At 69.9% G+C, this 23,134-nt stretch carries 23 protein-coding genes; 13 read left to right on the plus strand and 10 right to left on the minus strand.

All coding sequences use genetic code 11. The annotated features are described in order from the left end of the window. The coding region (locus RZ1_RS30935) for a hypothetical protein (RefSeq protein ID WP_218020460.1) at window positions 1-197 on the minus strand (197 nt) is incomplete at its 3' end. Window positions 198-243: 46 nt separating this feature from the next. Here RZ1_RS30935 and RZ1_RS11840 point away from each other — a divergent pair. The 4 genes from RZ1_RS11840 (at window position 244) to RZ1_RS11855 (ending at window position 3,872) form a co-directional block, all read left to right on the plus strand. Continuing rightward, on the plus strand, window positions 244-1,371 hold the full coding sequence (locus RZ1_RS11840; RefSeq protein WP_072812085.1) for a resuscitation-promoting factor: 1,128 nt from the start codon (window positions 244-246) through the stop codon (window positions 1,369-1,371). A 12-nt stretch (window positions 1,372-1,383) separates the two neighbouring features. After that, on the plus strand, window positions 1,384-2,511 hold the full coding sequence (locus RZ1_RS11845) for a resuscitation-promoting factor (RefSeq protein WP_072812087.1): 1,128 nt from the start codon (window positions 1,384-1,386) through the stop codon (window positions 2,509-2,511). 9 nt (window positions 2,512-2,520) lie between these two features. Further along, the gene (gene rsmA, locus RZ1_RS11850; RefSeq protein WP_072812089.1) at window positions 2,521-3,396 is read left to right on the plus strand and encodes a 16S rRNA (adenine(1518)-N(6)/adenine(1519)-N(6))-dimethyltransferase RsmA; all 876 of its coding nucleotides are present in this window, start codon (window positions 2,521-2,523) and stop codon (window positions 3,394-3,396) included. 269 nt (window positions 3,397-3,665) lie between these two features. Continuing rightward, complete coding sequence (locus tag RZ1_RS11855) at window positions 3,666-3,872, plus strand: cold-shock protein (RefSeq protein ID WP_072812091.1); 207 nt, start codon at window positions 3,666-3,668, stop codon at window positions 3,870-3,872. An 83-nt stretch (window positions 3,873-3,955) separates the two neighbouring features. On the opposite strand, the gene RZ1_RS11860 is transcribed toward RZ1_RS11855, so the two are convergent. Then, window positions 3,956-4,924 (minus strand): helix-turn-helix transcriptional regulator, encoded by a 969-nt coding sequence (locus RZ1_RS11860; RefSeq protein WP_072812094.1) that lies wholly within the window; start codon window positions 4,922-4,924, stop codon window positions 3,956-3,958. Between the two features lie 95 nt (window positions 4,925-5,019). On the opposite strand from RZ1_RS11860, the gene RZ1_RS11865 reads away from it, so the two are divergent. The 3 genes from RZ1_RS11865 (at window position 5,020) to RZ1_RS11875 (ending at window position 8,315) form a co-directional block, all read left to right on the plus strand. Continuing rightward, the gene (locus RZ1_RS11865) at window positions 5,020-5,946 is read left to right on the plus strand and encodes a 4-(cytidine 5'-diphospho)-2-C-methyl-D-erythritol kinase (protein WP_072812096.1); all 927 of its coding nucleotides are present in this window, start codon (window positions 5,020-5,022) and stop codon (window positions 5,944-5,946) included. A gap of 52 nt (window positions 5,947-5,998) precedes the next feature. After that, window positions 5,999-7,798: an ABC-F family ATP-binding cassette domain-containing protein gene (locus RZ1_RS11870; RefSeq protein ID WP_072812098.1), complete on the plus strand. Its 1,800-nt coding sequence runs from the start codon at window positions 5,999-6,001 to the stop codon at window positions 7,796-7,798. A gap of 88 nt (window positions 7,799-7,886) precedes the next feature. Continuing rightward, window positions 7,887-8,315, plus strand: a complete 429-nt coding sequence (locus tag RZ1_RS11875; RefSeq protein ID WP_072812100.1) for a DUF6069 family protein — start codon at window positions 7,887-7,889, stop codon at window positions 8,313-8,315. A gap of 62 nt (window positions 8,316-8,377) precedes the next feature. Here RZ1_RS11875 and RZ1_RS11880 read toward each other — a convergent pair whose 3' ends face one another. From RZ1_RS11880 to RZ1_RS11890, 3 genes are read right to left on the minus strand one after another with little or no spacing between them, the layout of a single operon-like run. Then, window positions 8,378-9,532 carry an acyl-CoA dehydrogenase family protein gene (locus RZ1_RS11880; protein ID WP_072812101.1) on the minus strand — a complete coding sequence of 385 codons (1,155 nt, stop codon included), beginning with the start codon at window positions 9,530-9,532 and terminating at the stop codon, window positions 8,378-8,380. Between the two features lie 2 nt (window positions 9,533-9,534). Continuing rightward, window positions 9,535-10,329: an enoyl-CoA hydratase-related protein gene (locus RZ1_RS11885; protein ID WP_072812103.1), complete on the minus strand. Its 795-nt coding sequence runs from the start codon at window positions 10,327-10,329 to the stop codon at window positions 9,535-9,537. Beyond that, the gene (locus RZ1_RS11890; RefSeq protein ID WP_072812105.1) at window positions 10,326-11,849 is read right to left on the minus strand and encodes a TLP1 C-terminal extension domain-containing protein; all 1,524 of its coding nucleotides are present in this window, start codon (window positions 11,847-11,849) and stop codon (window positions 10,326-10,328) included. Before RZ1_RS11890 ends, RZ1_RS11885 begins: the two co-directional genes overlap by 4 nt. Window positions 11,850-11,946: 97 nt before the next feature. On the opposite strand from RZ1_RS11890, the gene RZ1_RS11895 reads away from it, so the two are divergent. The 4 genes from RZ1_RS11895 to RZ1_RS11910 all read left to right on the plus strand — a co-directional run bounded on the left by RZ1_RS11895 (window position 11,947) and on the right by RZ1_RS11910 (window position 14,736). After that, window positions 11,947-12,633, plus strand: a complete 687-nt coding sequence (locus RZ1_RS11895) for a TetR/AcrR family transcriptional regulator (RefSeq protein WP_083583648.1) — start codon at window positions 11,947-11,949, stop codon at window positions 12,631-12,633. Window positions 12,634-12,729: 96 nt separating this feature from the next. Then, window positions 12,730-13,212, plus strand: a complete 483-nt coding sequence (locus tag RZ1_RS11900) for a nuclear transport factor 2 family protein (RefSeq protein WP_072812107.1) — start codon at window positions 12,730-12,732, stop codon at window positions 13,210-13,212. Then, window positions 13,209-13,640, plus strand: coding sequence for a VOC family protein (locus RZ1_RS11905; RefSeq protein WP_072812108.1), 432 nt, complete (start codon window positions 13,209-13,211; stop codon window positions 13,638-13,640). Before RZ1_RS11900 ends, RZ1_RS11905 begins: the two co-directional genes overlap by 4 nt. Window positions 13,641-13,704: 64 nt before the next feature. Then, the gene (locus RZ1_RS11910) at window positions 13,705-14,736 is read left to right on the plus strand and encodes an enoyl-CoA hydratase/isomerase family protein (protein WP_283235987.1); all 1,032 of its coding nucleotides are present in this window, start codon (window positions 13,705-13,707) and stop codon (window positions 14,734-14,736) included. Between the two features lie 82 nt (window positions 14,737-14,818). Here RZ1_RS11910 and RZ1_RS11915 read toward each other — a convergent pair whose 3' ends face one another. Together RZ1_RS11915 and RZ1_RS11920 are read right to left on the minus strand one after the other, a co-directional pair. Next, on the minus strand, window positions 14,819-15,427 hold the full coding sequence (locus RZ1_RS11915) for a hypothetical protein (RefSeq protein WP_238071890.1): 609 nt from the start codon (window positions 15,425-15,427) through the stop codon (window positions 14,819-14,821). 93 nt (window positions 15,428-15,520) lie between these two features. Next, window positions 15,521-17,191 carry a peptide chain release factor 3 gene (locus RZ1_RS11920; RefSeq protein ID WP_072812112.1) on the minus strand — a complete coding sequence of 557 codons (1,671 nt, stop codon included), beginning with the start codon at window positions 17,189-17,191 and terminating at the stop codon, window positions 15,521-15,523. Between the two features lie 177 nt (window positions 17,192-17,368). Here RZ1_RS11920 and RZ1_RS11925 point away from each other — a divergent pair, with 177 nt between their 5' ends. Beyond that, window positions 17,369-19,003: a fatty acyl-AMP ligase gene (locus RZ1_RS11925; protein WP_072812114.1), complete on the plus strand. Its 1,635-nt coding sequence runs from the start codon at window positions 17,369-17,371 to the stop codon at window positions 19,001-19,003. 46 nt (window positions 19,004-19,049) lie between these two features. On the opposite strand, the gene pth is transcribed toward RZ1_RS11925, so the two are convergent. The 3 genes from pth to RZ1_RS11940 all read right to left on the minus strand — a co-directional run bounded on the left by pth (window position 19,050) and on the right by RZ1_RS11940 (window position 21,743). Continuing rightward, window positions 19,050-19,622: an aminoacyl-tRNA hydrolase gene (pth, locus tag RZ1_RS11930; RefSeq protein WP_072812116.1), complete on the minus strand. Its 573-nt coding sequence runs from the start codon at window positions 19,620-19,622 to the stop codon at window positions 19,050-19,052. Window positions 19,623-19,736: 114 nt separating this feature from the next. Then, a complete protein-coding gene (locus RZ1_RS11935; protein ID WP_072812118.1) occupies window positions 19,737-20,342 on the minus strand; it encodes a 50S ribosomal protein L25/general stress protein Ctc in 606 nt (201 codons plus the stop codon). A 231-nt stretch (window positions 20,343-20,573) separates the two neighbouring features. After that, window positions 20,574-21,743: an aminotransferase class V-fold PLP-dependent enzyme gene (locus tag RZ1_RS11940; protein WP_072812119.1), complete on the minus strand. Its 1,170-nt coding sequence runs from the start codon at window positions 21,741-21,743 to the stop codon at window positions 20,574-20,576. Between the two features lie 155 nt (window positions 21,744-21,898). Between RZ1_RS11940 and egtA the strand changes: the two genes are divergently transcribed. Next, window positions 21,899-23,125, plus strand: a complete 1,227-nt coding sequence (egtA, locus tag RZ1_RS11945; RefSeq protein WP_072812121.1) for an ergothioneine biosynthesis glutamate--cysteine ligase EgtA — start codon at window positions 21,899-21,901, stop codon at window positions 23,123-23,125. Window positions 23,126-23,134: the final 9 nt, after the last annotated feature.

Raw genomic sequence — 23,134 nt, forward strand, 5'->3', positions numbered from 1 at the left:
GGAGTGTAGGTATCCGCCTCCGATTCGGGGTGAATTTCAGGAATGTAATTCGCCGAACCGTCTCTTTCATGCGCCGGGCAACTTGATTCCGGTTCGAAAATATTTTCGCCACAAGATTTCGTCGTCCCTGAGGCGTGATCTGTTCGAAATTGGCAAAGAGGCTGGTAGATGGACTGGGGTTGCAGTAGCAATGTCATCTCGTTACCGTGCTGTGATCACAGTTGTCGTCCGTTTGGAATTGTTGTGTCACCCTTCGCCAAGCTCAATCGTGCAAAATCCCCCGTGCTGTACTCGGTCGTCGCGGCCCTTTTCGTGACGCTCGTCACCGGCGGAATCTTCGCCCTCGTCAAGCACAAGGACCTGACCCTCGACATCGACGGGGAGCAGCGTGCCTTCGGCACCATGAGCTCCACCGTGGGCGAGATCCTCGCCGACGCCGGATACGAAATCGGCGAGCACGACGTCGTCGCCCCGTCGGCCGACGCGACCGTCTCCGACGGCGACACCGTCGTCCTGCGCCGCGCCCGCGAGGTCAACCTGACCGTCGACGGCGAAGAGCGCTCGGTGTGGACCACCGCGCTCACCGTCGACGAGGCGCTGGCCCAGTTCCAGCTCTCCTCCGACGTCCATGTCTCCGCGTCGCGGTCGCACCGCCTGCCGCTCGAGGGCATCGACCTCGCAGTCGTGAACCCGAAGACCGTTCAGTTCGCCGACGGCGGTGCTCCCGCCCTCCCGGTCCGGCTCGCGGCCCCCACCGTCGGCGAGTTCCTCGCCCTCAACGGCACGTCGCTCGAGCAGGGCGACTCCGTGACCCCGGCCGCCGACGCCCCGCTCACCGAGGGCGTGACCGTCGTCGTCACCCGCGACCGCGTCGAGACGCGCGTCGAGAACCAGCCCATCGCGCCGCCGGAGCACCGCGCCGACGACCCGAACATGACCGAGGGTGAGACCGCCCTCGACAACCCGGGTGTCCCGGGTGAGCGTTCCGTCACCTTCGACGTGCACACCGTCAACGGCGTCGAGGTCGGCCGCACCGAGAAGGCATCGACCGTGCTCACCGAGCCCGTCGCCGCGACCGTCCGCGTGGGCACCAAACCCAAGCCCGCAGTGCCCGCCTCCGGCCGTGCCTCGACGTGGGACTCGATCGCGCAGTGCGAGGCGACCGGCAACTGGGCCATCAACACCGGCAACGGCTTCTACGGCGGACTGCAATTCACCCAGCAGACGTGGGCCGGCTTCGGTGGCACCCAGTACGCCCCCCGCGCCGACATGGCCACCCGCGAACAGCAGATCGCCGTCGCCGAGAAGGTGCAGGCGGCGCAGGGCTGGGGTGCCTGGCCGGCGTGCACCAGCAAACTCGGCCTGAGGTAAGAACTAGAACTTGTGTCTGCGCTGTCGAAGATCAACGGTTCCCGATCCACGCTGCTGTACGCAGTGGTCGCGGCCCTGCTGCTGACCTTGATCGCCGGCGGAGCGACCGCGGTGGCGCGGCACAAGACCGTCACGGTGGATGTCGACGGCGACCTCGTCGCACTCGGCACCATGCGCGCCGACGTGCGCGGCGTGCTGTCCGATGCCGGGTACGGCATCGGACAGCGCGACGTCGTGGCACCGGATGCCGACCAGTCCGTCTCCGACGGTGACACCGTGGTGCTGCGCCGCGCCCGTGAGGTGCAGCTGACCGTCGACGGCACCGAACGCAGTGTCTGGACCACCGCGCTGACCGTCGACGAAGCGCTGACCCAGTTCGACCTCGCCTCCGACGTGTACGTGTCGGCATCGCGCTCGCACCGGTTGCCGATCGAGGGCCTCGATCTGGCCGTCGTGAACCCCCGCACCGTGCGGCTCGCCGACGGCGGCGCCCCCGCGGTTCCCGTCCGGCTCGCCGCCCCGACCGTCGGGGAATTCCTTGCCGTGTACGGCGTCCCCCTCGAACAGTCGGACGAGGTGAATCCGCCCGCGGAAACCCCGCTCGCCGACGGACTCGAGATCGACGTCACCCGCAAACGGGTCCACGAGGTCACCGAGACGCTGCCGCTCGAACCGCCCGTCCAGCGCATCGAGGACGAGACGATGAACATGAGCCGCACCGTCGTGGAGGATCCGGGAACTCCCGGCGTGCAGGACGTGACGTTCGCGGTCAGCACGGTCGACGGGGCCGAGACCGGCCGCGCGACCGTCGAGGCGGTCGTCACCACCGAGGCCCGGCCCTCGGTCGTGCGTGTCGGCACCAAACCGGGCACCGAGGTTCCGCCCGTCCAGAACGGTGACATCTGGGATGCGCTGGCCCGATGCGAGGCGGGCGGCAACTGGGCGATCAACACCGGCAACGGCTACTACGGCGGCGTGCAGTTCGACCAGAGCACCTGGGAACGGCAGGGTGGGCTCCGCTACGCCCCGCGTGCCGACCTCGCGACCCGCGAGGAACAGATCGCGATCGCCGCCGGGACCCAGCAGGCGCACGGCTGGGGTGCGTGGCCGTCGTGCTCCGGCCGCCTGGGCGTGCGCTAGGTTCAGGACGTGTCAGACGATTCTCCCCGCGGACAGGCGGCACTGCTCGGCCCCGCCGAGGTCCGGACCCTCGCCGAGGAGTTCGGCGTCCGCCCCACCAAGCAGTTGGGCCAGAACTTCGTGCACGACGCCAACACTGTGCGGCGCATCGTGTCGGTTGCCGGCGTGGGCCGCGACGACGTGGTGCTCGAGGTCGGCCCGGGCCTGGGATCGCTGACTCTCGCCCTGCTCGACGTCGTGGACCGGGTGATCGCGGTCGAGATCGACCCGAAGCTCGCCGCGCGGCTGCCCGAGACCGTCGCACAGCGCGCACCCGAGCTGGCCGGAAACCTCGATGTCGCGCTGCGGGACGCGATGAAGGTGCGGCCGGACGAGTTGCCGGTCGCCCCGACCGCGCTCGTCGCAAACCTGCCGTACAACGTCGCGGTCCCGGTACTGCTGCACCTGTTCGCCGAGTTCCCGTCCCTGCGCACCGCGCTGGTGATGGTCCAGTCCGAGGTCGCCGACCGGCTCGCCGCGCCCCCCGGCAGCAAGGTGTACGGCGTGCCCAGCGTCAAGGCCTGCTTCTTCGGGGAGGTGCGTCGCGCCGGCGCGGTCGGGCGCGCGGTCTTCTGGCCCGTGCCGCAGGTCGAATCCGGTCTCGTGCGAATCGACCGCTACACCGAACCGCCGTGGCCCATGGATGCCGAGAGTCGCCGACGCGTCTTCGCGGTCGTCGATGCCGCATTCGCGCAGCGCCGTAAGACGTTGCGCGCGGCGCTGAGCGGGTGGGCAGGCTCGGCGGCCGAGGCGGAACGACGTCTGATCGCGGCGGGTATCGACCCGTCGATGCGCGGCGAGAAACTCGACGCCGCAGCGTTCGTGCGGCTCGCGGGCACCGAGTGACGGCCCACCCCTGCTCCCAGATCGACGGCCCACCGGCGTTGTTTACCAGGATCATTCGTCTCGTGGTTGCGTGGTCGCGAAGTCTGTGATCTACTTGTCCACGGTCGTTAGGTAGTGTGTTAGTGGTTTACCCTCGCACATTTCTGGTTGCGAGCGGATGCGATAGCCACCACGGAAATCGTTTCAGCCGTCGAGTGACAGACCCGGACGGTGTTCAGCCGTCCGACGACGGGGAGGCGACCGCTTCCCCACAGCAGTAAGGAAACAACATGGCTGAAGGTACCGTGAAGTGGTTCAACGGCGAAAAGGGCTTCGGCTTCATCGCTCCGGCCGACGGTTCGGCTGACGTCTTCGTGCACTTCTCCGAGATCCAGGGCCGCGGCTTCCGCACCCTCGAGGAGAACCAGCGCGTGAGCTTCGAGATCGGCCAGGGCCAGAAGGGCCCGCAGGCCACCGGCGTCAACGTCATCGGCTGATACCGATACCTCCGCGAAACCCCGGAACTCGCAACGAGTTCCGGGGTTTTGTGCTGTAAACAGTTGTTGGGGTCGACTTTTCGTCAGGCACGTTCGTACCGGGCGGCCAGTTGCGTGTGCCGCTCGGCCAGGGCCCGGCACGCGCCGCGCAGTTCGGGCGGATCCAGGACCGTGAAATCGACGTCGAACGCGCGCAGCCAGCCAGCGATCGACTCCAGCGACCGCCCGTCGAGCACCACGGCGCAACTGGCGTCGTCGACGAGTTCCACACTGCCCCAGTCGTCGTCCACCTTCGGGGTGATCTCGTCGAACGGTGCGTGCAGCAGTACCCGGGCCCGCACCTGCGCGGCGCTGCGCCGGATTCCGCGCGCCACGAACTCGGCCGCGCCGCCCGGCGGCAGTTCCCGCGGCGTGAACCGCGGACCCGTGGGGATCTTCGGTTCCATCCGGTCGACGCGGAACGTGCGCCAGTCCTCCCGGCCGACGTCCCATGCCACCAGATACCAACGCAATCGCGATCGCACCAGGCGATATGGTTCGACCTCGCGCCGCGCGAATTCCCCGTCGTGCGTGCGATAGTCGAATCGCAGTCGTTGGTGGTCGTGGCATACGGCGGCGACCGCGCTCAGTAGCCCCGCATCCACCGCCGAAGCCGCGGGCCTCCGGTCCACCACCTCGACCTCCAGTGCCGCGAGCCGGTGCCGCAACCGCGACGGCATCACCTGCCGCAGCTTGACCAGTGCCCGGGTCGCGGCCTCGCCGATCCCGGTGACCGAGTCGTTGGCGCCGGCTTGCAAGGCGAAGGCGACGGCCACGACCTCCTCGTCGTCGAGCAGCAGCGGTGGCATCTCGGCGCCCGCACCCAGCCGGTAGCCGCCACCGACACCGACGGTCGCGTCCACCGGATATCCGAGGTCGCGGAGCTTGTCGACGTCGCGCCGCACCGTCCGGGTGGTGATCGACAGCCGGGCCGCGAGTTCGGCCCCCGACCAGTCCCGTCGGGTCTGTAGGAGGGACAGCAGCCGGAGCAGGCGGGCGGAGGTTTCACGCATGCGACGACGATCCCACGTATCGCGGACGGGTTCGGTCCTATTTCCGATGGCGGCCGAACCGTGGGGGCAGCGCGGTCCGGGTAAGCTCAGTACTCGTGCTTTCCGTCGTTCCGACGCCCGTCACGGTGCGGGCCCCGTCCAAGGTCAACCTGCATCTTGCAGTCGGTGACCTGCGTGAGGACGGCTACCACGAGCTGCGCACCGTGTTCCAGGCCCTGTCGCTGAGCGACGAGGTCTCGGTGGTTCCGGCCGACGCGTTGAGCGTGCAGGTGCGCGGCGCGGACGCCGAGCTGGTGCCCGCCGACTCCACCAACCTGGCGTGGCGGGCAGCCGAACTCGTCGCCGCGCGCGCCGGCCGCGAACCCGCGGTCGCGATCATGATCGACAAGGGCATCCCGGTCGCGGGCGGCATGGCAGGTGGCAGCGCCGACGCCGCCGCCACCCTCGTCGCGCTCGACGCTCTGTGGCACCTGGGGCTCGGACGCGACGAACTCGACGAACTCGCCGCCGAACTCGGCAGCGACGTGCCGTTCTGCCTGCACGGCGGGATCGCCATCGGCACCGGCCGCGGCGAGCACCTGGTGCCCGTGCTGTCGCGGCACACCTTCCACTGGGTGCTCGCGCTCGCCAAGGACGGCCTGTCCACGCCGGTGGTGTTCCGCGAACTGGACCGGCTCCGCGCCGAGGGCGACCCGCGCCGGGTCGACGGCACCGACGAGCTGCTGCATGCGCTCGCCGGCGGTGATCCGCACGTGCTCGCACCCCTGCTCGGCAACGACCTGCAGGCGGCGGCGCTGTCGCTGAACCCGGCGCTGCGTCGTACCCTGCGTGCCGGGGTGGAGGCCGGGGCGTTGGCCGGCATCGTGTCCGGCTCGGGCCCGACCTGCGCGTTCCTGTGCGCCGACGAGGACGCCGCGGTCACCGTGAGCGCCGAGCTCGCCGGTGCGGGCGTGTGCCGCACGGTGCGCGTCGCATCCGGTCCGGTCCACGGCGCCCGCGTCGTCGGCGCCTCCACCCCCTGACCCCCCCGACCACTGACCCCGATCCTCGAAAATCCGGAAGGCTCTGCTCCGCGTGGCGAATCTGATCAACCTCGAACAGGTCTCGAAGTCCTTCGGCGTCAAGCCGTTGCTGGACTCGGTGTCCCTCGGTGTGGAGGAAGGCGAACGCATCGGTGTCGTCGGCCTCAACGGCGGCGGTAAGACGACGATGCTCGAGGTGCTGGCCGGTCTCGAGGAACCGGATTCCGGTCGCGTCAGCCGCGTCGGCGGTCTGCGCATGGCCGTGGTCACCCAGCGCGGGGTGCTTCCGGCCGGCTCCACCGTCGGTGACGTGGTGCTCGGGCCGCTCGGCGTCGCCGAACACGAATGGGCCGGCGACGCCCGCATCCGTTCGGTGCTCGCGGGCATCGGCATCGACAACCTCGGACTCGATGCGGTCGTCGACGGGCTGTCCGGCGGCGAACGTCGCCGGGTCGCGCTCGCCGCCGCGCTCGTGCAGGACCTGGACCTGCTGGTGCTCGACGAGCCGACCAACCACCTCGACGTCGAGGGCGTGCAGTGGCTGGCCGAACATCTGCTGTCCCGGCGCAGCGCGCTCGTGGTGGTCACCCACGACCGCTGGTTCCTCGACACCGTCGCGACCCGCACGTGGGAGGTCGTGGGCGGCAAGGTCGAAAGTTACGAGGGCGGCTACAACGACTGGATCTTCGCGCGGGCAGAGCGCGCCCGCCAGTCCGACGCGATGGAGGAGCGGCGCCGCAACCTGGCCCGCAAGGAACTTGCCTGGCTGCGACGCGGTGCCCCGGCTCGCACCTCCAAGCCGAAGTACCGGATCGATGCCGCCGAGGCACTGATCGCGAACGTGCCGCCGCCGCGCGACTCGGTGGCGTTGGCCTCGTTCGCCAAACGGCGGCTCGGCCGGATCGTGATCGAGCTCGAGGACGCCACCCTGACCACCCCGGACGGGCGCGAACTCGTCCACGACCTGACCTGGCGCCTGGGACCGGGGGAGCGGATCGGTCTGGTCGGGGTCAACGGCTCCGGCAAGACGACCCTGCTGCGTACCCTCGCCGGGGAACTCGAACCGGCATCGGGTCGGCGTGTGCAGGGCCAGACCGTCGAGATCGGTTGGCTGCGGCAGGAACTCGACGATCTGCCCACCGACATGCGGGTACTCGAAGCGGTTCAGGACGTGGCCGAGCGGATCACCCTGGGCGACAAGGAGATCTCCGCCGGTCAGCTCGCGGAGCGACTCGGGTTCACGCCCGCCAAGCAGCGCACCCCCGTCGGCGACCTGTCCGGCGGCGAGCGCCGGCGCCTGCAACTGACCCGGGTGCTCATGGCCGAACCCAACGTGCTGCTGCTCGACGAGCCCACCAACGACCTCGACATCGACACGCTGCAGCAGCTCGAGGACCTGCTCGACGGCTGGGCCGGAACGTTGGTCGTCATCAGTCACGACCGGTACCTGATCGAACGCATCTGTGATTCGACGTGGGCCCTGTTCGGCGACGGCAAGCTCACCAACCTGCCCGGCGGCATCGAGGAATACCTGCGCCGGCGTGCGGAACTCGGCGACGGTGGTGTGCCGTCCGTGGCGTCGACCGTCGGCAGGCAGTCCGGCACGGAGGATGCCGCGGCGGGTCCGAAGCGCGACGGCGCCGCCGATCGCGCGGCCCGCAAGGAACTCGCCCGGCTGGAACGGGCGGTCGCGAAATTCGCCGAACGCGAGGAGAAGCTGCACCATCAGCTCGCCGAGGCCGCGACCGATCCCGAGCGGCTGCAGAAGCTCGACGCGGAACTGCGTCAGGTGGTCGCGGAGAAGGAAGCCGCCGAGGAGCAGTGGATGGAGCTCGCCGAAGAACTGGGCTGACGCCCCGGTGAAGGCGCCTCTTGACCTCGAGCCGACTCGAGGTCGGACGATGGGTCGTGTCAGCGGACAACACCCATCAGGAGGATCGATGTCTACAGCCGAAACATCCAGTCCCTCAACTGTTCCGTCGCGATCGCGGCCGGCCGGCCGGCCCGTCGTCGTGGCTTCCGCGGTCGCGGGAGCGCTCGTCCTCAACCTCGTCCTGTGGCTGATCGGTCTGGCCGCGGGCGGCTCGTTCGAGCACACCGACGCGGGCGAGACCGTCAGCGCCGCGCCCGGCGGCGTCGTACTCATGACCGTTCTTCCGCTCGGTGTCGGCCTGACGGTCGCGGTCCTGCTCGGCCTGTGGTGGCACGGGTTCGTGCGGATCGCTCAGGTGGTGGGGGCGTTGCTGCCGCTCGCCACGATCACCGGCACGCTCTCGGCGGATTTCGACACGGCCAGCACCGTGACGCTGACCCTCATGCACGTCGTGATCGCCGCCGCAGCCGTCGTCGCGCTGGAAAGAGTGCGCTGACGCGCGGTGTGCACTCTCGGCGGTTCCAACCGCCGAGAGTGCACACCGGGCGGCGAAGCCGCCTACAGCCCCAGCAGCTTGCTGATGATCTCGTTCATGATCTCGGTGGTGCCGCCGCCGATGCCGAGGACGCGGGCGTCGCGGAAGTGCCGCTCGACCTCGCTCTCGCGCATCAGGCCGATACCACCGGCGAGCTGAACGGCCTCCATCACGGCGTGGTCGCAGACCTTCACCGCGTTGTTCTTGGCCATCGACGTCTCGAGCAACATGCCCTCGCCGTTGACCCAGCGCTCCGCAACGGAACGGCAGAATGTCTGTGCCGCAGTGATTTCGGTGGCAAGGTCGGCAAGGCGGTGACGGACGACCTGGCGCTTGGACAGCGGGCGTCCCATCGTCTCCCGGGACTTGACCCACTCGACCGTCAGGTCGAAGCAGCGCTGCGCGGTCGCTACCGCCTGGAACGCGAGCGACAGGCGCTCGCCCTGGAACTGCTGCGCGATCTGGCCGAAGGCCGAGTTCTCGGCGCCGACGAGGTTCGCGACGGGCACGCGCACGTCGTCGTAGAAGAGCTCGGCGGTGTCCGAGCACAGCCAGCCCATCTTGTCGAGCTTGCGGGACACCGTGAATCCCGGTGTGTCCGTGGGCACGACGATCAGCGAGATGCCGCCGGCGCCGGCGTCGCCGGTGCGCACCGCGGTGGTGACGAAGTCGGCGCGGGTACCGGAGGTGATGTACAGCTTCGAGCCGTTGATCACGTACTCGTCGCCGTCGCGGCGCGCGGTGGTGCGGATGTTTGCGACATCGGAGCCGCCGCTGGGCTCGGTGATGGCCAGCGAGCCGATGATCCGGCCCTCGAGCGCGGGACGGGCGAACCGGTCGATGAGATCGGTGTTCCCAGACGAGATGATGTGCGGGGTCGCGATGCCGTGGCTGAACAGTGCCGAGATCAGACCGGACGAGCCGCCCGCGAGGATGATCTCCTCGAGGATCGCGAGCATGTCCAGCGGGTTTCCGCCGGAGCCGCCGTGTTCCTCGGCGACGGACGCGCCCAGCAGGCCCGCCTCGGCGGCCTTGCGGTGCAACTCCCGCGGAATTGCGCCCTCACGTTCCCAGGTGTCGAGGTGCGGGACGATCTCCTTGCGCGTGAAGTCGGCGGTGAGCTGCCGCAGCGCCTTCCGCTCGTCGGTGTCCCAGCGCAGGATTTCGGTGGTGGTCATCGTCATTCGCCCTTCCAGACGGGTGCGCGCTTCTGCATGAAGGCCATGACGCCTTCGAGGGTGTCGGCGCTGGTGGTGAGTCGGCCCAGTGCCTCGTCGGTCAGTGCCCAGGCCTGCTCCTCGGCGGCGACCTTGCCGTCGACGATGCCCTGGGCGACGATCTTGCTTGCCTGCACGGCCAGCGGAGCACCCGCGGCGACGTCCTCGGCGAGCGCCAGAGCCGTGGACAGGACGTCCGTCTGCGGCACCACCCGGTTGACCAGGCCCCACCGCAGCGCGTCCTGCGCGGACATCGGCTTGCCCGTCAGGATCAGCTCCATCGCGACCGCGCGCGGGATGGCCTGACCGATACGGAACACGCCGCCGGCGCCCGCGATGAGCCCGCGATGCACTTCCGGGAGGCCGAATTCGGCGCTGTCCGAGGCGACGACGAGGTCGCTCGCGAGAGCCAGTTCGGTGCCGCCGCCGAGCGCGGTGCCGTTCACCGCAGCGATGACCGGCTTGCGGATGTGGTGCTTGACCACACCGGCGAAGCCCCAGTGCGCGGTCTCGGGCGGGGTGACGCCGTCGGGGCCGGCGGTGCCCAGGGCCTTGAGATCGGCGCCGCCGCAGAACACGCTGTCGCCGGCGCCGGTGAGCACGACCGCCCGGATGTCCTTGTCGCTGTCGGCGCGCTCCCACGCCTCACCGAGTCCCTGGTGCACGGCCGCGTTGATGCTGTTCGCGGCGCGGGGACGGTTGATGGCGACGAGCAGGGTGTGGTCCCGCTGCTCGACGAGAACGACAGGTTCGGTCACGATGCGGACTCCTCGGAGGGCTGGGCGGTGAGGGTGACGGTGAGGGCGCCGCCGGCGTCGACGACGCGGACGGTCTGCCCGATGACGCCGGGGCCGGCCGCGAGGATCGCGGCGCCGGCGGCGTCGGTGTAGCCGGAGACCCGACGGCCGTCGGGGGTGAGTCCGACGAGGAATCCGGTGGCCGGATTGCCGTCGCGCCCGTATTCGGCTGTGGCGGTGACAACTTCGACGTCGCCCTGGTAGTCGAGGGCGGCTTCGGGCGCGGTTGCGGGCAGCAGCACCGGCTCCGGGTCGCCGATGTAGCCGTTGGTGTGCGGCGCCGCGGCGAGGAGGACGGTGTGCTGGTACGTCAGGTATCCGCCGTTGCCGTGCACGAGGGCGAGCTCGCCGTGGGTGCGCAGCCGCCGCGCGACCGCGACGATCGAGTGCAGCGTGTAGCTGTTGAGCGGTCCGCCGAAGAACGAGTGTCCACCGGTGACGCTGGGGACGGTCTCGCGCGGCAGCCCGAGGTGCTCGACGAGCAGCTTCGGTACCACCGGGAAGCAGCTGTAGGCGTCGACGATGTCGAGGTCGCGGGCCTTGATGTCGGCTCGCGACAGGGTGCGGGCCAGGGCGTCGGCGAGCGCGGCCGAGCGGCCGAAGTCCGCGCGGGCGAGCACGTCGGCGGGTTCGGTCGCACCAGCACCGCCCCAGACGTACACCAGCTTGTCGTCGTCGATGCCGAGGTCGCGGGCGACGGCGAGGGAGGTCACGACGACCGCCGCGGCCTGGTCGACGAACGGCATCGCGTTCATCAGCAGCGGGTACGGATCGGTCACCCTCCGATTGCGGGGGCCGGGGGTCGCGATGTCCTCGGCGGTGCGCAGGTCGGGGTTCCACGCGGCGGGGTTGTTCCCGGCGATCTCGGAGAACGCGGCGTAGAGCTGTGCGGACCATGCGACGGACTCGTCGTGTCCGTGCCCGGCGTCGAAGCTCAGCCGGTTCTCGAACAGCGGGTACACGCGGGTCGGGGCGATCATCGCGGCGCGTTGCATGGCGACGCTGCCCAGGTCGTCCGGGTCGAACGCGGGCGGGCCACCGGGCGCGGTGGCCCACCCGAGTGCGGCGGGGCCGGTGCCGGTCTTGGCGGCGCCGGTGACCGAGGCCTGCGATTCGCCACCGACGAGCAGCGCGATCGTGCTCGTGCCCGCGGCGATGTCGTGGGCGATCAGGTCGAGCAGCGCGGCGGGCCAGTGTCCGCCGATCGGCGTGGTCGAGGTGTGCTCGGGGGTCGCGCCGAGGCGGTCGGCGAGCAGTCCCGGCAGGTCGTCGTACGCCCAGCTCGCGGTCTTGACCGCGCGGACGGTGTCGACGCGGGCGGCCAGGGCGGCCGGGTCGGCGACACCGGTGTCGGCGAGAGCCGCGGTGGTGGCCTCGTGGATCAGGTCGAGTGGTTCGCGGGGGGCGGCCGGGGCGCCGGCGCGGCCGGAGCGGAGGTCGCCGACACCGATCACGACCGGTATCCGGGTGGGGTCTGCCATCACTGTCCTTAAGGGAAGACGCGGTGTTGAACTGACCGAAGAGTAATACGGACTGATCCAGTCTGTAAATAAAGTCGCGGTCTGGCACACTGCTGGGGTGACCGAACCAGCACCCCGCCGCCGTGGTCGGCCTCGCGACGTCGACCTCGAGGACCGCGTGTTCGACGCCGTGCTCGAGGTCTACTCCGAGACGAGCTGGCGCGGCTTCACCCTCGACGCCGTGGGTCGGCGCGCCCGCGTCGGCCGCGCCGCCCTGTACCGACGGTGGGACTCCAAGGACGAGCTGCTCGTCCAGGCGCTCGAGGCCCGCAGCCCGCTGCCGGACCCGATCGACACCGGCAGTCTGCGCACGGATCTGGTCGAGCTCGCCGGTCAGCTGCTGCGCGGCTACCGCACCACCTCCGGGCTGGTGAGCCTGCGCGTTGCGCTCGACGCCCGAGCACACCCGGACCTGCTCGCCCGGCTCACCGACACACTCAACCGCAGCCGGGTGCTCGCGGCCCGCACCATCGTGCATCGCGCGGTCGCGCGCGGCGAGCTGCGCACGGACGCCTCGGTGACCCTGCTGCTCGAGATGGTCACGGGCGCGGTGCTCAGCCACGTGCTGTTCGCGCTCGGCACCCCGGCCACACCCGGCGAGGACGAGGCGTACGCGGAGACGATCGTCGACGCGACCATTCGGGCACTGGCCCCGCCGGGCACGGCCCGGCCGCGCGGTGACACGGATCGGCCACGCCGCCCGAGCGGTGGCGGCGGCGACGTAACCGAACTGCAATCGAATTGACCGGCGAGCCTCCGAAACCGATACCGCCCGACGGTGATCCGGGATAGCCTGACTTTCAGGTTCCAACAGTGGTCGTACGGGCTCGGGAGGTCGGCGATGGATCTGGAGGCCGTCAGCGCGATCGAGCGGGTCAAGTACCGCTACGCCCGGACGCTCGATACCAAGGAATGGGTCGAGTTCGCGGACACACTGATCCCGGAGGCCACCGCCGTCTACGGCGAGCATCTCAGTTTCGAATCCCGCGACGCCTTCGTGGGTTTCCTCGCGAACACGCTCGGCGCCCACATCGTCACCGAGCATCACTGCAGCCACCCCGAGATCGACCTCGCCCCGGACGGGCAGAGCGCCACCGGGGTGTGGTTGCTCGCGGACACCGTCGTCATTCCCGAGGACGGGATGTTGCTGCGCGGTTCGGCGTACTACCGCGACCGGTACATGCGGTGCGACGACGGGAAGTGGCGCATCGCGCACACCTCCTACGAACGGAACTGGGAGACAGTCGTTTCCCTCGACGACATACCGAGCTTCCGGCTCACCTCGAACCGATGGGATCTGCTCGAGGTACCGCGCGCATCATGACGTTCGACGGGGTCGACTTCCCCAGGCCGGGAGCGCTTCCGTACCTCACGGTATCCGAGGCTCGTGCCGCGATCGACTGGTATACAAGGGTGTTCGGCGCGGAGATCGCGGGTGATCCCGTCGTGATGGACGACGGTCGGATCGGGCACGCGGAACTGATCTTCCCGACCGGCATTGTGTACGTCGCCGAGGAGTTCCCGGAGATGGGACTGACCGCCGCCGAGGCGGGCGCGACGTCGGTCAGCCTGATGCTGCCGGTCGACGACACCGACGGAGTCCTCGCCCGCGCCCGCGACGCCGGCGGCACCGTCGAACGCTGGATCACCGAAAGCCACGGCCACCGCAACGCGACGCTGCTCGACCCGTTCGGGCACCGCTGGTTGCTCGTCGGCCCGGTCACGGGAAACCATTCCGGCGACACCCGGTAGGTCGCGACGACCGCGCATCCAGCCGGTAGCGACATCGCCCGGTAGGCTCCCGCCCGTGACAGAGTTGTCCTACATTCGCACCCGCGTCGCCAACGGCGTCGGCGAGGTGGTGCTCGATCGGCCCACGGCGCTCAACGCCCTGGACAGTTCGATGATCCGTGACCTGTACGCGCCGCTGCTGCAGTGGCGCGACGACCCGGAGATCACCGCGGTCCTGGTCACCAGTGCCTCCGGCCGCGCGTTCTGCGCGGGCGGCGACATCAAGTCCGTGCGGGACGCCGCGTTGGCCCGCGATCTCGACCGGGTCCGGGCCTACTTCGCCGAGGAGTACCGGCTCGACGAGCTCGTCGCCACCTACCCCAAGCCCTACCTGGCGTTGCTCGACGGCGTCACCATGGGCGGCGGGCTGGGTATCTCCGTGCACGGTGCGGTGCGGGTCGTGTCGGAGAAGGCACTGCTCGCGATGCCCGAAACCGCGATCGGTTTCATCCCCGATGTCGGCGCGAGCCACTTCCTGCCGCGGCTGCGTGGCACGACCGCCCGCTGCGACGCCGTCGGCATGTACCTGGGGTTGACGGGCGCTCGCGTCACCGCTGGTGACGCCCTCGCGGTTGGGTTGGCCACCCACTTCGTGCCCAGCGACCGCATCGGTGCTCTCGCCGACCGCATCCGCGCGGGCCTGTGGCAGGACGCTCTCGACGAGTTCGCCGAACCGGCCCCGGAGTCGGCGCTCGCCGACCGGTTCCCCGACATCGAGCAGGTCTTCGGCGACGGCACCGTCGCCGATATCGTCACCAGACTCGACGACGACGCACTCGGCGACACCGCCTGGGTCGCGCAGACCCGCGATGCGCTGCGGGCGCTGTCGCCGACAAGCCTGTACGCGACCGCCGAACTGCTGCGGAGGGGCGGCGAGAGCACACTGAGCGAATGCTTCGCGCGGGAACTCGACGTCGCGGTGCGGATCAGCGTCGAACCCGACTTCGCGGAGGGTGTGCGCGCCGTGCTCGTCGACAAGGACCGCAACCCGGCGTGGTCGCCGAAAACCCTCGAGGACATCGACCCGGCGAAGATCGCCGCACTGTTCGGCGACTAGCACCCCGCGCCCCCGGGTGGCGGGACCGATGTTCGGTCCGACCCGGTGAAGGTTCCCATCACCGGGAGGGCGGGGATGTCGCTCAGCGCGTGGGGCGCTGCGGGGCCTGCAGGTCCACGACGATCGGCTGCCCACCGAGGGTCGCGTGGAGCTCGGGCTTCTCGAGACCACCGGCGAGCAGGTACTCGCCGAGCAGGCTCAGCAGTTCGTCGTTGTCGACGGTCGGGTCCGACCCGTGACCCCGGTGGGTCCGGGTCGCCAGCTCACCCTGCGCGAGCCGCGCGGCGATCCGCACAGATGCCTGCCCCATCGAGTTGCGTCGGGCCGGACCGACTGCCGGCCCGCTCGCCGTCGGCAGGCTCGTGCCGAGTTCGGCCGTGGTGGCGGGCGATGCGCCGATACCGTTGGTAGCGGCAGTCGTGCCGTTCGTGCTGGTGCTGCTCACCGGGGACGTCCCTTCCGTAGTGGTGCCGGCGCCCACCCCGCCGGCCGGGTTGCGATCGGATGCGTGACTGCCCGCGGCACGGGGTGCGGGGCCGCTCGCCATCGGGGTACTGCTCGGGAGCGGGGTGCTCGGCAGCGGATAGATGAAGGTGCCCGAGCGCTTCGGCGCCTCGTTCCGCTTGGCCGGGTCGGCCCGGCCGCGCGGCGGTGTCCCGCCGGGCTCGGCGGCCGAGGTGTCGTCGTTCATGCACAGCTCCCTGAAGATCCCCCGAGCCAGCGTCAGCTCGACGGCAGGAAAATACCAGCAATCGCCGTCACATGCACTATCGCTGCAAGAACCTCAGTCGGTGGCGGCGACCAGCGGTTCCAGCGTCAGATCGGGCAGCTCCTTCTGGATGTACTGCAACCGCCACTTGTCGCTGACCAAGGCGAGCAGCACCCCGTCCGACCGGGTGAACACCTCGACGCCGCGCTGCCGGTTCAGTTCGCCCATCGAGGCCGCGTCGGTCCGGCGCGCCAGCGCGTAGCCGAGCGGCTCGATCCGCGGTTCGACGTTGTACTCCGCTTTCATCCGCGCCGCGACGACCTCGAACTGCATGGGGCCGACGGCCGCCATCACCGGTGAGGCGTCCCCGCGCACGTCGTTGCGCAGGATCTGCACGACGCCTTCGGAGTCCAGCTGGTCGACGGCCTTGCGGAACTGCTTGTACTTCGACGCGGCGTCGACCCGCAGGATCGCAAAGTGTTCCGGCGCGAACGACGGGATCGGCGGGAACTCGACCTTCCGGTCCACGAACAGGGTGTGCCCGGGCGCCAGGGCGGTCGCGTTGACCAGACCCACCACGTCACCGGGGTAGGCGGACTCGACCGTGGACCGCTCGCGGCCGAACACGGTCAACGCGTACTTGGTGGTGAACGGCTTGCCGGTCTGGGAGTGCGTGACGACCATGCCGCGCTCGAACACCCCGGACACCACGCGCATGAACGCGAGACGGTCGCGGTGCGCGGTGTCCATCCCGGCCTGCACCTTGAACACCACCGCGCTGAACGGGTCGTCGACGTTGCGGGGCGCGTCGTCGACGTCGATGCGGGCGCGCGGCGGCGGCGCCAGCGCGACGAGAGTGTCGAGGATCTGCCGCACCCCGAAGTTCAGCATCGCCGAGGCGAAGATCACCGGCGAGGTCTGGCCGGCGAGGAACAGTTCCTGGTCGTGGTCCTGGCCGCTCGCCGACAGCAGCTCCGACTCCTCCGCAGCCTCGGCCCACGTGTCGCCTTCGCGATCCAGCGCGTCGTCGGGGGTCAGGTGCTCCTCGGGGGCGATCTTCGCGCCGCCCGCGGTGCGGGTGAACTTGATGTACTCGTCGGCCGCGCCGTCCTCGCCGCGCCGCAGCAGGCCGCGGAAGTCACCGGCGATGCCGACGGGCCAGAACAGCGGCGTCGGCGTCAGGCCGATCCGTTCGTCGATCTCGTCGAGCAGTTCCAGCGGCGCGCGACCCGGACGGTCCCACTTGTTGATCACGGTGATCACCGGGATTCCGCGGTGGCGGCACACCTGGAACAGCTTCAAGGTCTGCGGCTCGAGGCCCTTCGCGGCGTCGATGAGCATGACCGCGGCGTCGACGGCGGTCAGCACCCGGTAGGTGTCCTCGGAGAAATCCGAGTGGCCGGGGGTGTCGACCAGGTTGATGACGTTGCCCGGATCGTCCTCGTCGGTGGACTCGCTGGAGCGGTAGTTGAACTGCAGCGCCGTGGAGCTGACGGAGATTCCGCGGGCCTTCTCCATCTCCATCCAGTCCGAGACCGTCGACTTGCGGCCGGCCTTGCCGTGCACGGCGCCGGCCTCGGAGATGACCTTCGCGTGCAGCGCCAGCGCTTCGGTGAGGGTGGACTTGCCGGCGTCCGGGTGGGAGATGACGGCGAACGTGCGGCGCCGACCGGCCTCCGCGCGCACTTCCTTGGACGTGACGGCGGTGCCGATTTCGCTACTGGCCGAGACGGGCGGAGTACTCAACGCGGAACTGACCTCTCGAAACGGGTGGGCGTGCGGGTATCGCAGGCAACTCCTCCATGTTACTCGGCGATTCGATGTCGATTTCCGCCAGATTCGGTCACGTTTGCCGCGACGCCGTTCCCCATCGGCCCTGCCGCGAGGACTCTGGACCGCAGACCCCGGATCGAGGAGTACCCCGTGAGCAGATTCACCGACGAGATGTATGCGACGGCGACGAGCACCCACCGTGCGCTGATCACCGGCGAACCGGACGAGCCGTTGCGGCAGACGTGGGGGGAGATCCACCAGCAGGCTCGGTGCATGGCGGGGACGCTGGCCGCCGCCGGCATCGGTCACGGGGCCGCGGTGGGCGTGCTGGCGGGCAATCCCGTCGACATCGCTCCGGTCTGTCAGGCGATCTGGATGCGGGGCGGCAGCGTCACCATGCTGCACCAGCCGACGCCGCGCACCGACCTGGTCGCGTGGGCCCGCGACACCGAAACCGTCGTCCGCATGATCGACGCACAGGTGGTGGTGCTCGGGGCGCCGTTCGACATCGCCGAACCGCTGCTGCGCGAACGCGGCATCCGCGTCGTGACCGTCGGCCGGATGCAGACGGGTGAACCGATCGACCCGATCGACACCGACGAATCGGATATCGCGTTGCAGCAGTTGACATCCGGTTCGACCGGGTCGCCGAAGGCCGTGCAGATCTCGCACGAGAACTTCTACGTCAACGCGTACGCGATGATCGACCGCATCAAGTTCTCCCTCGACGACGACGTGATGGTCAGTTGGCTGCCGCTGTTCCACGACATGGGGATGGTCGGGTTCCTCAGCGTGCCCATGCAGGTCGGTGCCGAGGTCGTGTCGGTGACTCCGCTCGAGTTCCTCAAGTCCCCGCTGCTGTGGGCCGACCTGATCGGCCGGTATCGGGGAACTGTCACGGCCGCACCGAATTTCGCGTACTCGCTGCTCGCCCGCAAGCTCGCGCAGGCACCGGACGGAGCGGTCGACCTGTCGTCGATGCGATGGATGTGGAACGGTGCCGAACCCGTCGACCCTGACACCATGATCGCGCTGGCCGAAGCCGGGGCGCGATTCGGCCTCGACCCGATGGCCCTGGCTCCCGTCTACGGCATGGCCGAGACGACCCTCGCGGTCTCGGTCCCGGATCCCGGGCACGGGCAGGTCCTCGACGTCGTCGACCCGGACCTGCTCGAGGCCGGCGGTATGGCCGTGCCCACCACCCGGCCGCACGGACGGCGGCTGGCCACGCTCGGGCATCTCGTCCCCGGGCTCGAAGGCCGCGTCGTCGGGCACGACGGACAAGTGTTGCCCGCGCGCGGTGTCGGCGTCATCCAGCTACGCGGCAAGGCGGTGACTTCCGGTTATCTCACCGTGGACGGTCCCGTCCCGGCGCAGGATCCCGACGGCTGGTTCGACACCGGCGATGTCGGCTACTTCACCGAGGAAGGCCGCGTCGTGGTGTGCGGGCGCGTCAAGGACGTCATCATCATGGGCGGCCGCAACGTGTATCCGACCGACATCGAACGCGCCGCGTGCAGCGTCGACGGGGTGCGACCCGGCAACGCCGTCGCGATCCGCCTCGACGCCGGAAACAAGCGCGAATCATTCGCGGTCGCAGTCGAAACCAACCGGATCGACGACCCCGGCGAGGTGCGCCGCATCGAACACGAGGTGGTGCACGCCGTCGTCGGCGAGGTCGGGGTCCGCCCCCGCACGGTGGCGGTGCTCGGTCCCGGCAGCATCCCGAAGACGTCCTCCGGCAAATTGCGCCGCGGCAGCTCGGTCACCCTGCTGACCGGCTGACCCGTGCGTGGTTTCGGTAGCGGCCGCTACCGAAACCACGCACGGGTCAGTGGATTCGGTTCTGCGCGCCCTCGAGGCCAAGGCGCAGCAGCAGCTCGACGGCGTCCGCCCCCTCCTCGCAGAACAGGTCGAGTTCCTTGCGCTCGGTCGTCGAGAACGGCTTGAGCACGAAATCGGCCGGGTCCTGCCGGCCGGGCGGACGTCCGATGCCCATCCGCACCCGCAGATAGTCCTTGGTGCCCAGCGAACTCGACGTCGACCGCAGCCCGTTGTGCCCGTTCTCGCCGCCACCCAGCTTGAGACGGATGGTGCCGAAATCCAGGTCCAGCTCATCGTGGATCACCACGATGTTCGCCGCATCGACCGAGAAGAACTTGGCCAGCCCCGCGACCGGGCCACCCGACAGGTTCATGTAGGTGCGCGGCTTGGCGACGATCACCTGCCGGCCGTCGAGGCGGGCCTGAACGATGTCCGAATTGCTGCGTTTGTGCGCGGCGAACGAACCGCCCACGCGCCCGGCGAGCACGTCGGCCACCATGAAGCCGATGTTGTGACGGGTCTTCTCGTACTTCGGCCCGGGATTGCCGAGCCCGACGACGAGCGCGGTGTCCTCGCTCACGTTCGTGTGTTCCTTCCCGACCGGTGCCTGCAGCGGCAACCGGTCACACGCGCGCGGCGCGCCATCCCGCGGGGGATGACGCGCCGCAACGAATCATGTGGAGCCGTGAGTGGCTCAGGCCTCCTCGGCCGGAGCCTCGGCGCCCTCGGCGGCTTCGCCCTCGAGGGACTCGGCGGACGGCGCCACGACGATGTTCACGAGCAGCAGGTCGGCGTCGTCCTGCAGCGACGAGCCCTTGGGCAGCTCGACGCCACCGGCGAGGAACTGGGTGCCGGCCTCGGCGCCCTCGATCGACAGCTCGATCTGCTCGGGGAGGTGCAGAGCCTCGGCCTCGAGCTTGATGGTGGAGACCTCGTTGACGACGAGGGTGCCGGACGCGGCCTCACCGGTGACGACCAGCGGCACCTCGACGGTGACCTTCTCGCCCTTCTTCACCACGAGCAGGTCGGCGTGCTCGATGTAGTTGCGGATCGGGTGCACGACGACCGACTTGGTCAGCGCCAGCTCCTCGGAACCGTCGACATCCAGGGTGAGAACGGCGTTGGTGCCGTGGGCACGCAGCACGGCCGCGAACTCGCGGGCCGGGAGTGCGAGGTGCTTGGGATCGGTGCCGTGGCCGTACAGCACGGCGGGGACCTGTCCGTCACGGCGGGCACGGCGGGCAGCACCCTTGCCGAACTCGGTGCGGACGGCGGCTACGAGACGGTTCTCGTCGGACATGATGTAACGGCTCCTACGCTTGTGGCTCTCACTGGGTCGGTCTTCTCGACGATGCGGGACCGGACACGCGCGGGCCGGGAGCGTGGAACGCTCGAGCGGAGCCGCAGCCGCGTCGATCACGGTGAGCCAGCGATTACGCGGTTCACCCTCGCCGAGACAACTTGAACGACTTTACCGGATCGCCGGGTGCAAAGCGAACAGCCGTCGAATCCCGTGCGCCAGGTCACACCGTCACAGGTTCCGCACCGCGGCGAGGAATCGGTCGACGTCGGCGGGGGAAACGAAGTAGTGCGGCGACGCGCGCACCACCGCGTCGAGCTTCCGCGCGGTCATGTCCAGCAGCGTCGAGCTGCGATGGCTGACGGTCACCGTCATCGACTGCCCGGCGAGCGCATCGCGCACCGCCGTCGGCTCGCGACCGTCCACGGTGAACGAGACGATGCCGCTGCGCGGGTTCCCGAGGTCGCGGACCTCGACCCCGGGGATGCGCCCGAGACCGTCGCGGAGGTGCTCGGCGCGGTAGGCGATCGCCTCGGTGACCGCATCGACCCCGAGATCGAGCAGGTAGTCGACGGCAGCACCCAGGCCGAGGCGCGCGGCGACGTCGGCCTCCCACAGTTCGAAGCGGGTGGCGTCGGGGGCGAGTTCGTATTCGTCGGTTCCCGACCATCGCGCGCTGTGCAGGTCCAGTACGGCCGGTTCGAGTTCGCCGATCAATCGTGGCCGCACGTACAGGAATCCGGTGCCACGCGGGCCGCGCAGCCATTTGCGGCCGGTCGCGGACAGCGCATCCACATCCAGTTCGGGCACGTTCACCGGCAGCTGGCCGACGGACTGGCACGCGTCGAGCAGCACCAGCGCCCCGACCGCGTGCGCCGCGTCCGCGACCTCCCGCACCGGGTTGATCAGGCCGCCGTTGGTGGGCGCGTGCACCAGCGACACCAGCTTCACGCGTTCGTCGAGCATCGCGCCGAGCGCGCCGACGTCGACGCGCCCGTCCGGACCGGACGGAATCTGTTCGACGGTCCCGCCGGTGGCGCGGGCGCGCTGCAGGGCGGCGACCGCGTTGGCGGCGTACTCGACGCGGGAGATCAGGATGCGATCGCCGGGTTGCAGAGGCACCGCGTAGAAGAAGGACGTCCACGCGCGTGAGGCGCTGTCGGTCAGCGCCACCGACGCGGGGTCGACGCCGAGCAGCCGGCCGATCGAGGTCTTCACGCCGCTCAGCGCGTCGAACCGCTCGTTCGCGGCGACGTAGCCGCCGACCTCGGCTTCGCGGCGGAGGTGGGCGACGACCGTGTCGAGCACGGGTGTCGGCGGCAGCGACGAGCCGGCGCTGTCGAGGAACACGCGGTCGAAACAGCCGGGAGTGTCCCGGCGAACCCCTTCGAGATCGAGCACGGTCCGACCACCTCTTCCCCGTCCCGTACGGGCAGTCCGTACGCCAGGAATGTAACCCCGGGGCGCGTGTCGCGGCCGGTGTTCTCACGCCGCTGCGGCAACAGGCGGGTTAGGCTCGTCCCTGTCCTGACTCGGCGGCGAGAGAGGGTGATCGAGTGGTGACCGCGATCAACACGGCGTCCTCGCGCGCTGCTCTCACGTCGCGGGCCGATGCGGAGGCCCACATACGCCGCAGCAGCTTCCGGTTCGGGCCGCCGCGGCTGATCGGGGTGGAGCTGGAATGGCTCACCGCCCGCGCGGACGGCACCGCCGCCCGCCCCGAGCTCCAGGCGATCGTCGATGCGCTCGGTGTGCACGCCCCGCGGACGGTGGCTGCGGCGTCGTCGGCGCGACCGTTGCCGTCGGGCAGTGTGGTCAGCATCGAACCCGGCGGCCAGGTCGAATTGTCCAGCGTGCCGTGCGCGTCGGCGCGGCAGGTGTGCGACCGTCTCGTCGCGGACGCCCGCATGCTGCGCTCGCTGCTGTCCCGGCGTTCGCTGCTCATGCTCGATTCGGCCGGCGACGACGTGCGCCCCCCGCGGCGGCTGCTGCGCACCCCGCGCTACAGCGCGATGGAACTGCGGTTCGACCGGATCGGCCCGATGGGGCGGTTGATGATGAACAGCACTGCCGCGGTGCAGGTGAGCGTCGACGCCGGCGCGGACGACGACGAGTTGCGCCGCCGCTGGCGGCTGTTGCACGCGATCGGACCGGCGATGATCGCCGCATTTGCGTGTTCTCCTGAGCTCAACGGTGTTCCGGACGGGAACTGGGTGTCGCAGCGCATGCGGACCTGGTTGCAGCTCGACCCCGGCCGCACCACTTCGGTCTCCGACCCCGCCGAGTACCCGGCGTGGGCGCTCGACGCGCCGCTGCTGTGCGTGAAATCGGCCGGCTCGGACTGGTATGCGCCGCCGGACGCGTCGTTCGCGGATTGGCTGGCCGGTTCCCTGGACGGGGACCTGGGTCGCCGTCCCACTGCCGACGATCTGGACTACCACCTGACGACACTGTTTCCGCCGGTGCGGCCGTGCGGGCACTTCGAGGTGCGCTATCTCGATGCGCAACCGGGAGACCTGTGGCAGGTGCCGGTCGCGGCGATCGAGGCATTGCTGACGTCACGTGCGGTGATGGACGAGGCCGAGGCGATTACCGCGCCGGTCGCGGGCCGGTGGGAGGAAGCCGCGGAGCACGGCCTCGGAAGTCTCGAATTGCGTGCTGCGGCAGTTGGTTTACTGGCTCTGGCGGCGGAGGCGTCGCCGGACATGAGGTTCACGGCGGCGCTCGACGCCGCGGCGGTTCGGTGCTGCCGCGGTCGCGGCCCGGAGGATCAGAGCCGGTGAGCGCGCTGC

It is taken from the genome of Rhodococcus zopfii NBRC 100606 = JCM 9919, from assembly GCF_001895025.1.
Lineage (GTDB): Bacteria > Actinomycetota > Actinomycetes > Mycobacteriales > Mycobacteriaceae > Rhodococcus > Rhodococcus zopfii.

What these genes read in the sequence shown, in the direction of transcription:
- RZ1_RS11935 (WP_072812118.1), bottom strand. Translation starts at nt 20,342, where the DNA reads ATGTCCGACGAGAACCGTCTCGTAGCCGCCGTCCGCACCGAGTTCGGC.
- RZ1_RS11905 (WP_072812108.1), top strand. Translation starts at nt 13,209, where the DNA reads ATGACGTTCGACGGGGTCGACTTCCCCAGGCCGGGAGCGCTTCCGTAC.
- RZ1_RS11855 (WP_072812091.1), top strand. Translation starts at nt 3,666, where the DNA reads ATGGCTGAAGGTACCGTGAAGTGGTTCAACGGCGAAAAGGGCTTCGGC.
- RZ1_RS11875 (WP_072812100.1), top strand. Translation starts at nt 7,887, where the DNA reads ATGTCTACAGCCGAAACATCCAGTCCCTCAACTGTTCCGTCGCGATCG.
- RZ1_RS11890 (WP_072812105.1), bottom strand. Translation starts at nt 11,849, where the DNA reads ATGGCAGACCCCACCCGGATACCGGTCGTGATCGGTGTCGGCGACCTC.
- RZ1_RS11915 (WP_238071890.1), bottom strand. Translation starts at nt 15,427, where the DNA reads ATGAACGACGACACCTCGGCCGCCGAGCCCGGCGGGACACCGCCGCGC.
- RZ1_RS11900 (WP_072812107.1), top strand. Translation starts at nt 12,730, where the DNA reads ATGGATCTGGAGGCCGTCAGCGCGATCGAGCGGGTCAAGTACCGCTAC.
- RZ1_RS11860 (WP_072812094.1), bottom strand. Translation starts at nt 4,924, where the DNA reads ATGCGTGAAACCTCCGCCCGCCTGCTCCGGCTGCTGTCCCTCCTACAG.
- RZ1_RS11880 (WP_072812101.1), bottom strand. Translation starts at nt 9,532, where the DNA reads ATGACCACCACCGAAATCCTGCGCTGGGACACCGACGAGCGGAAGGCG.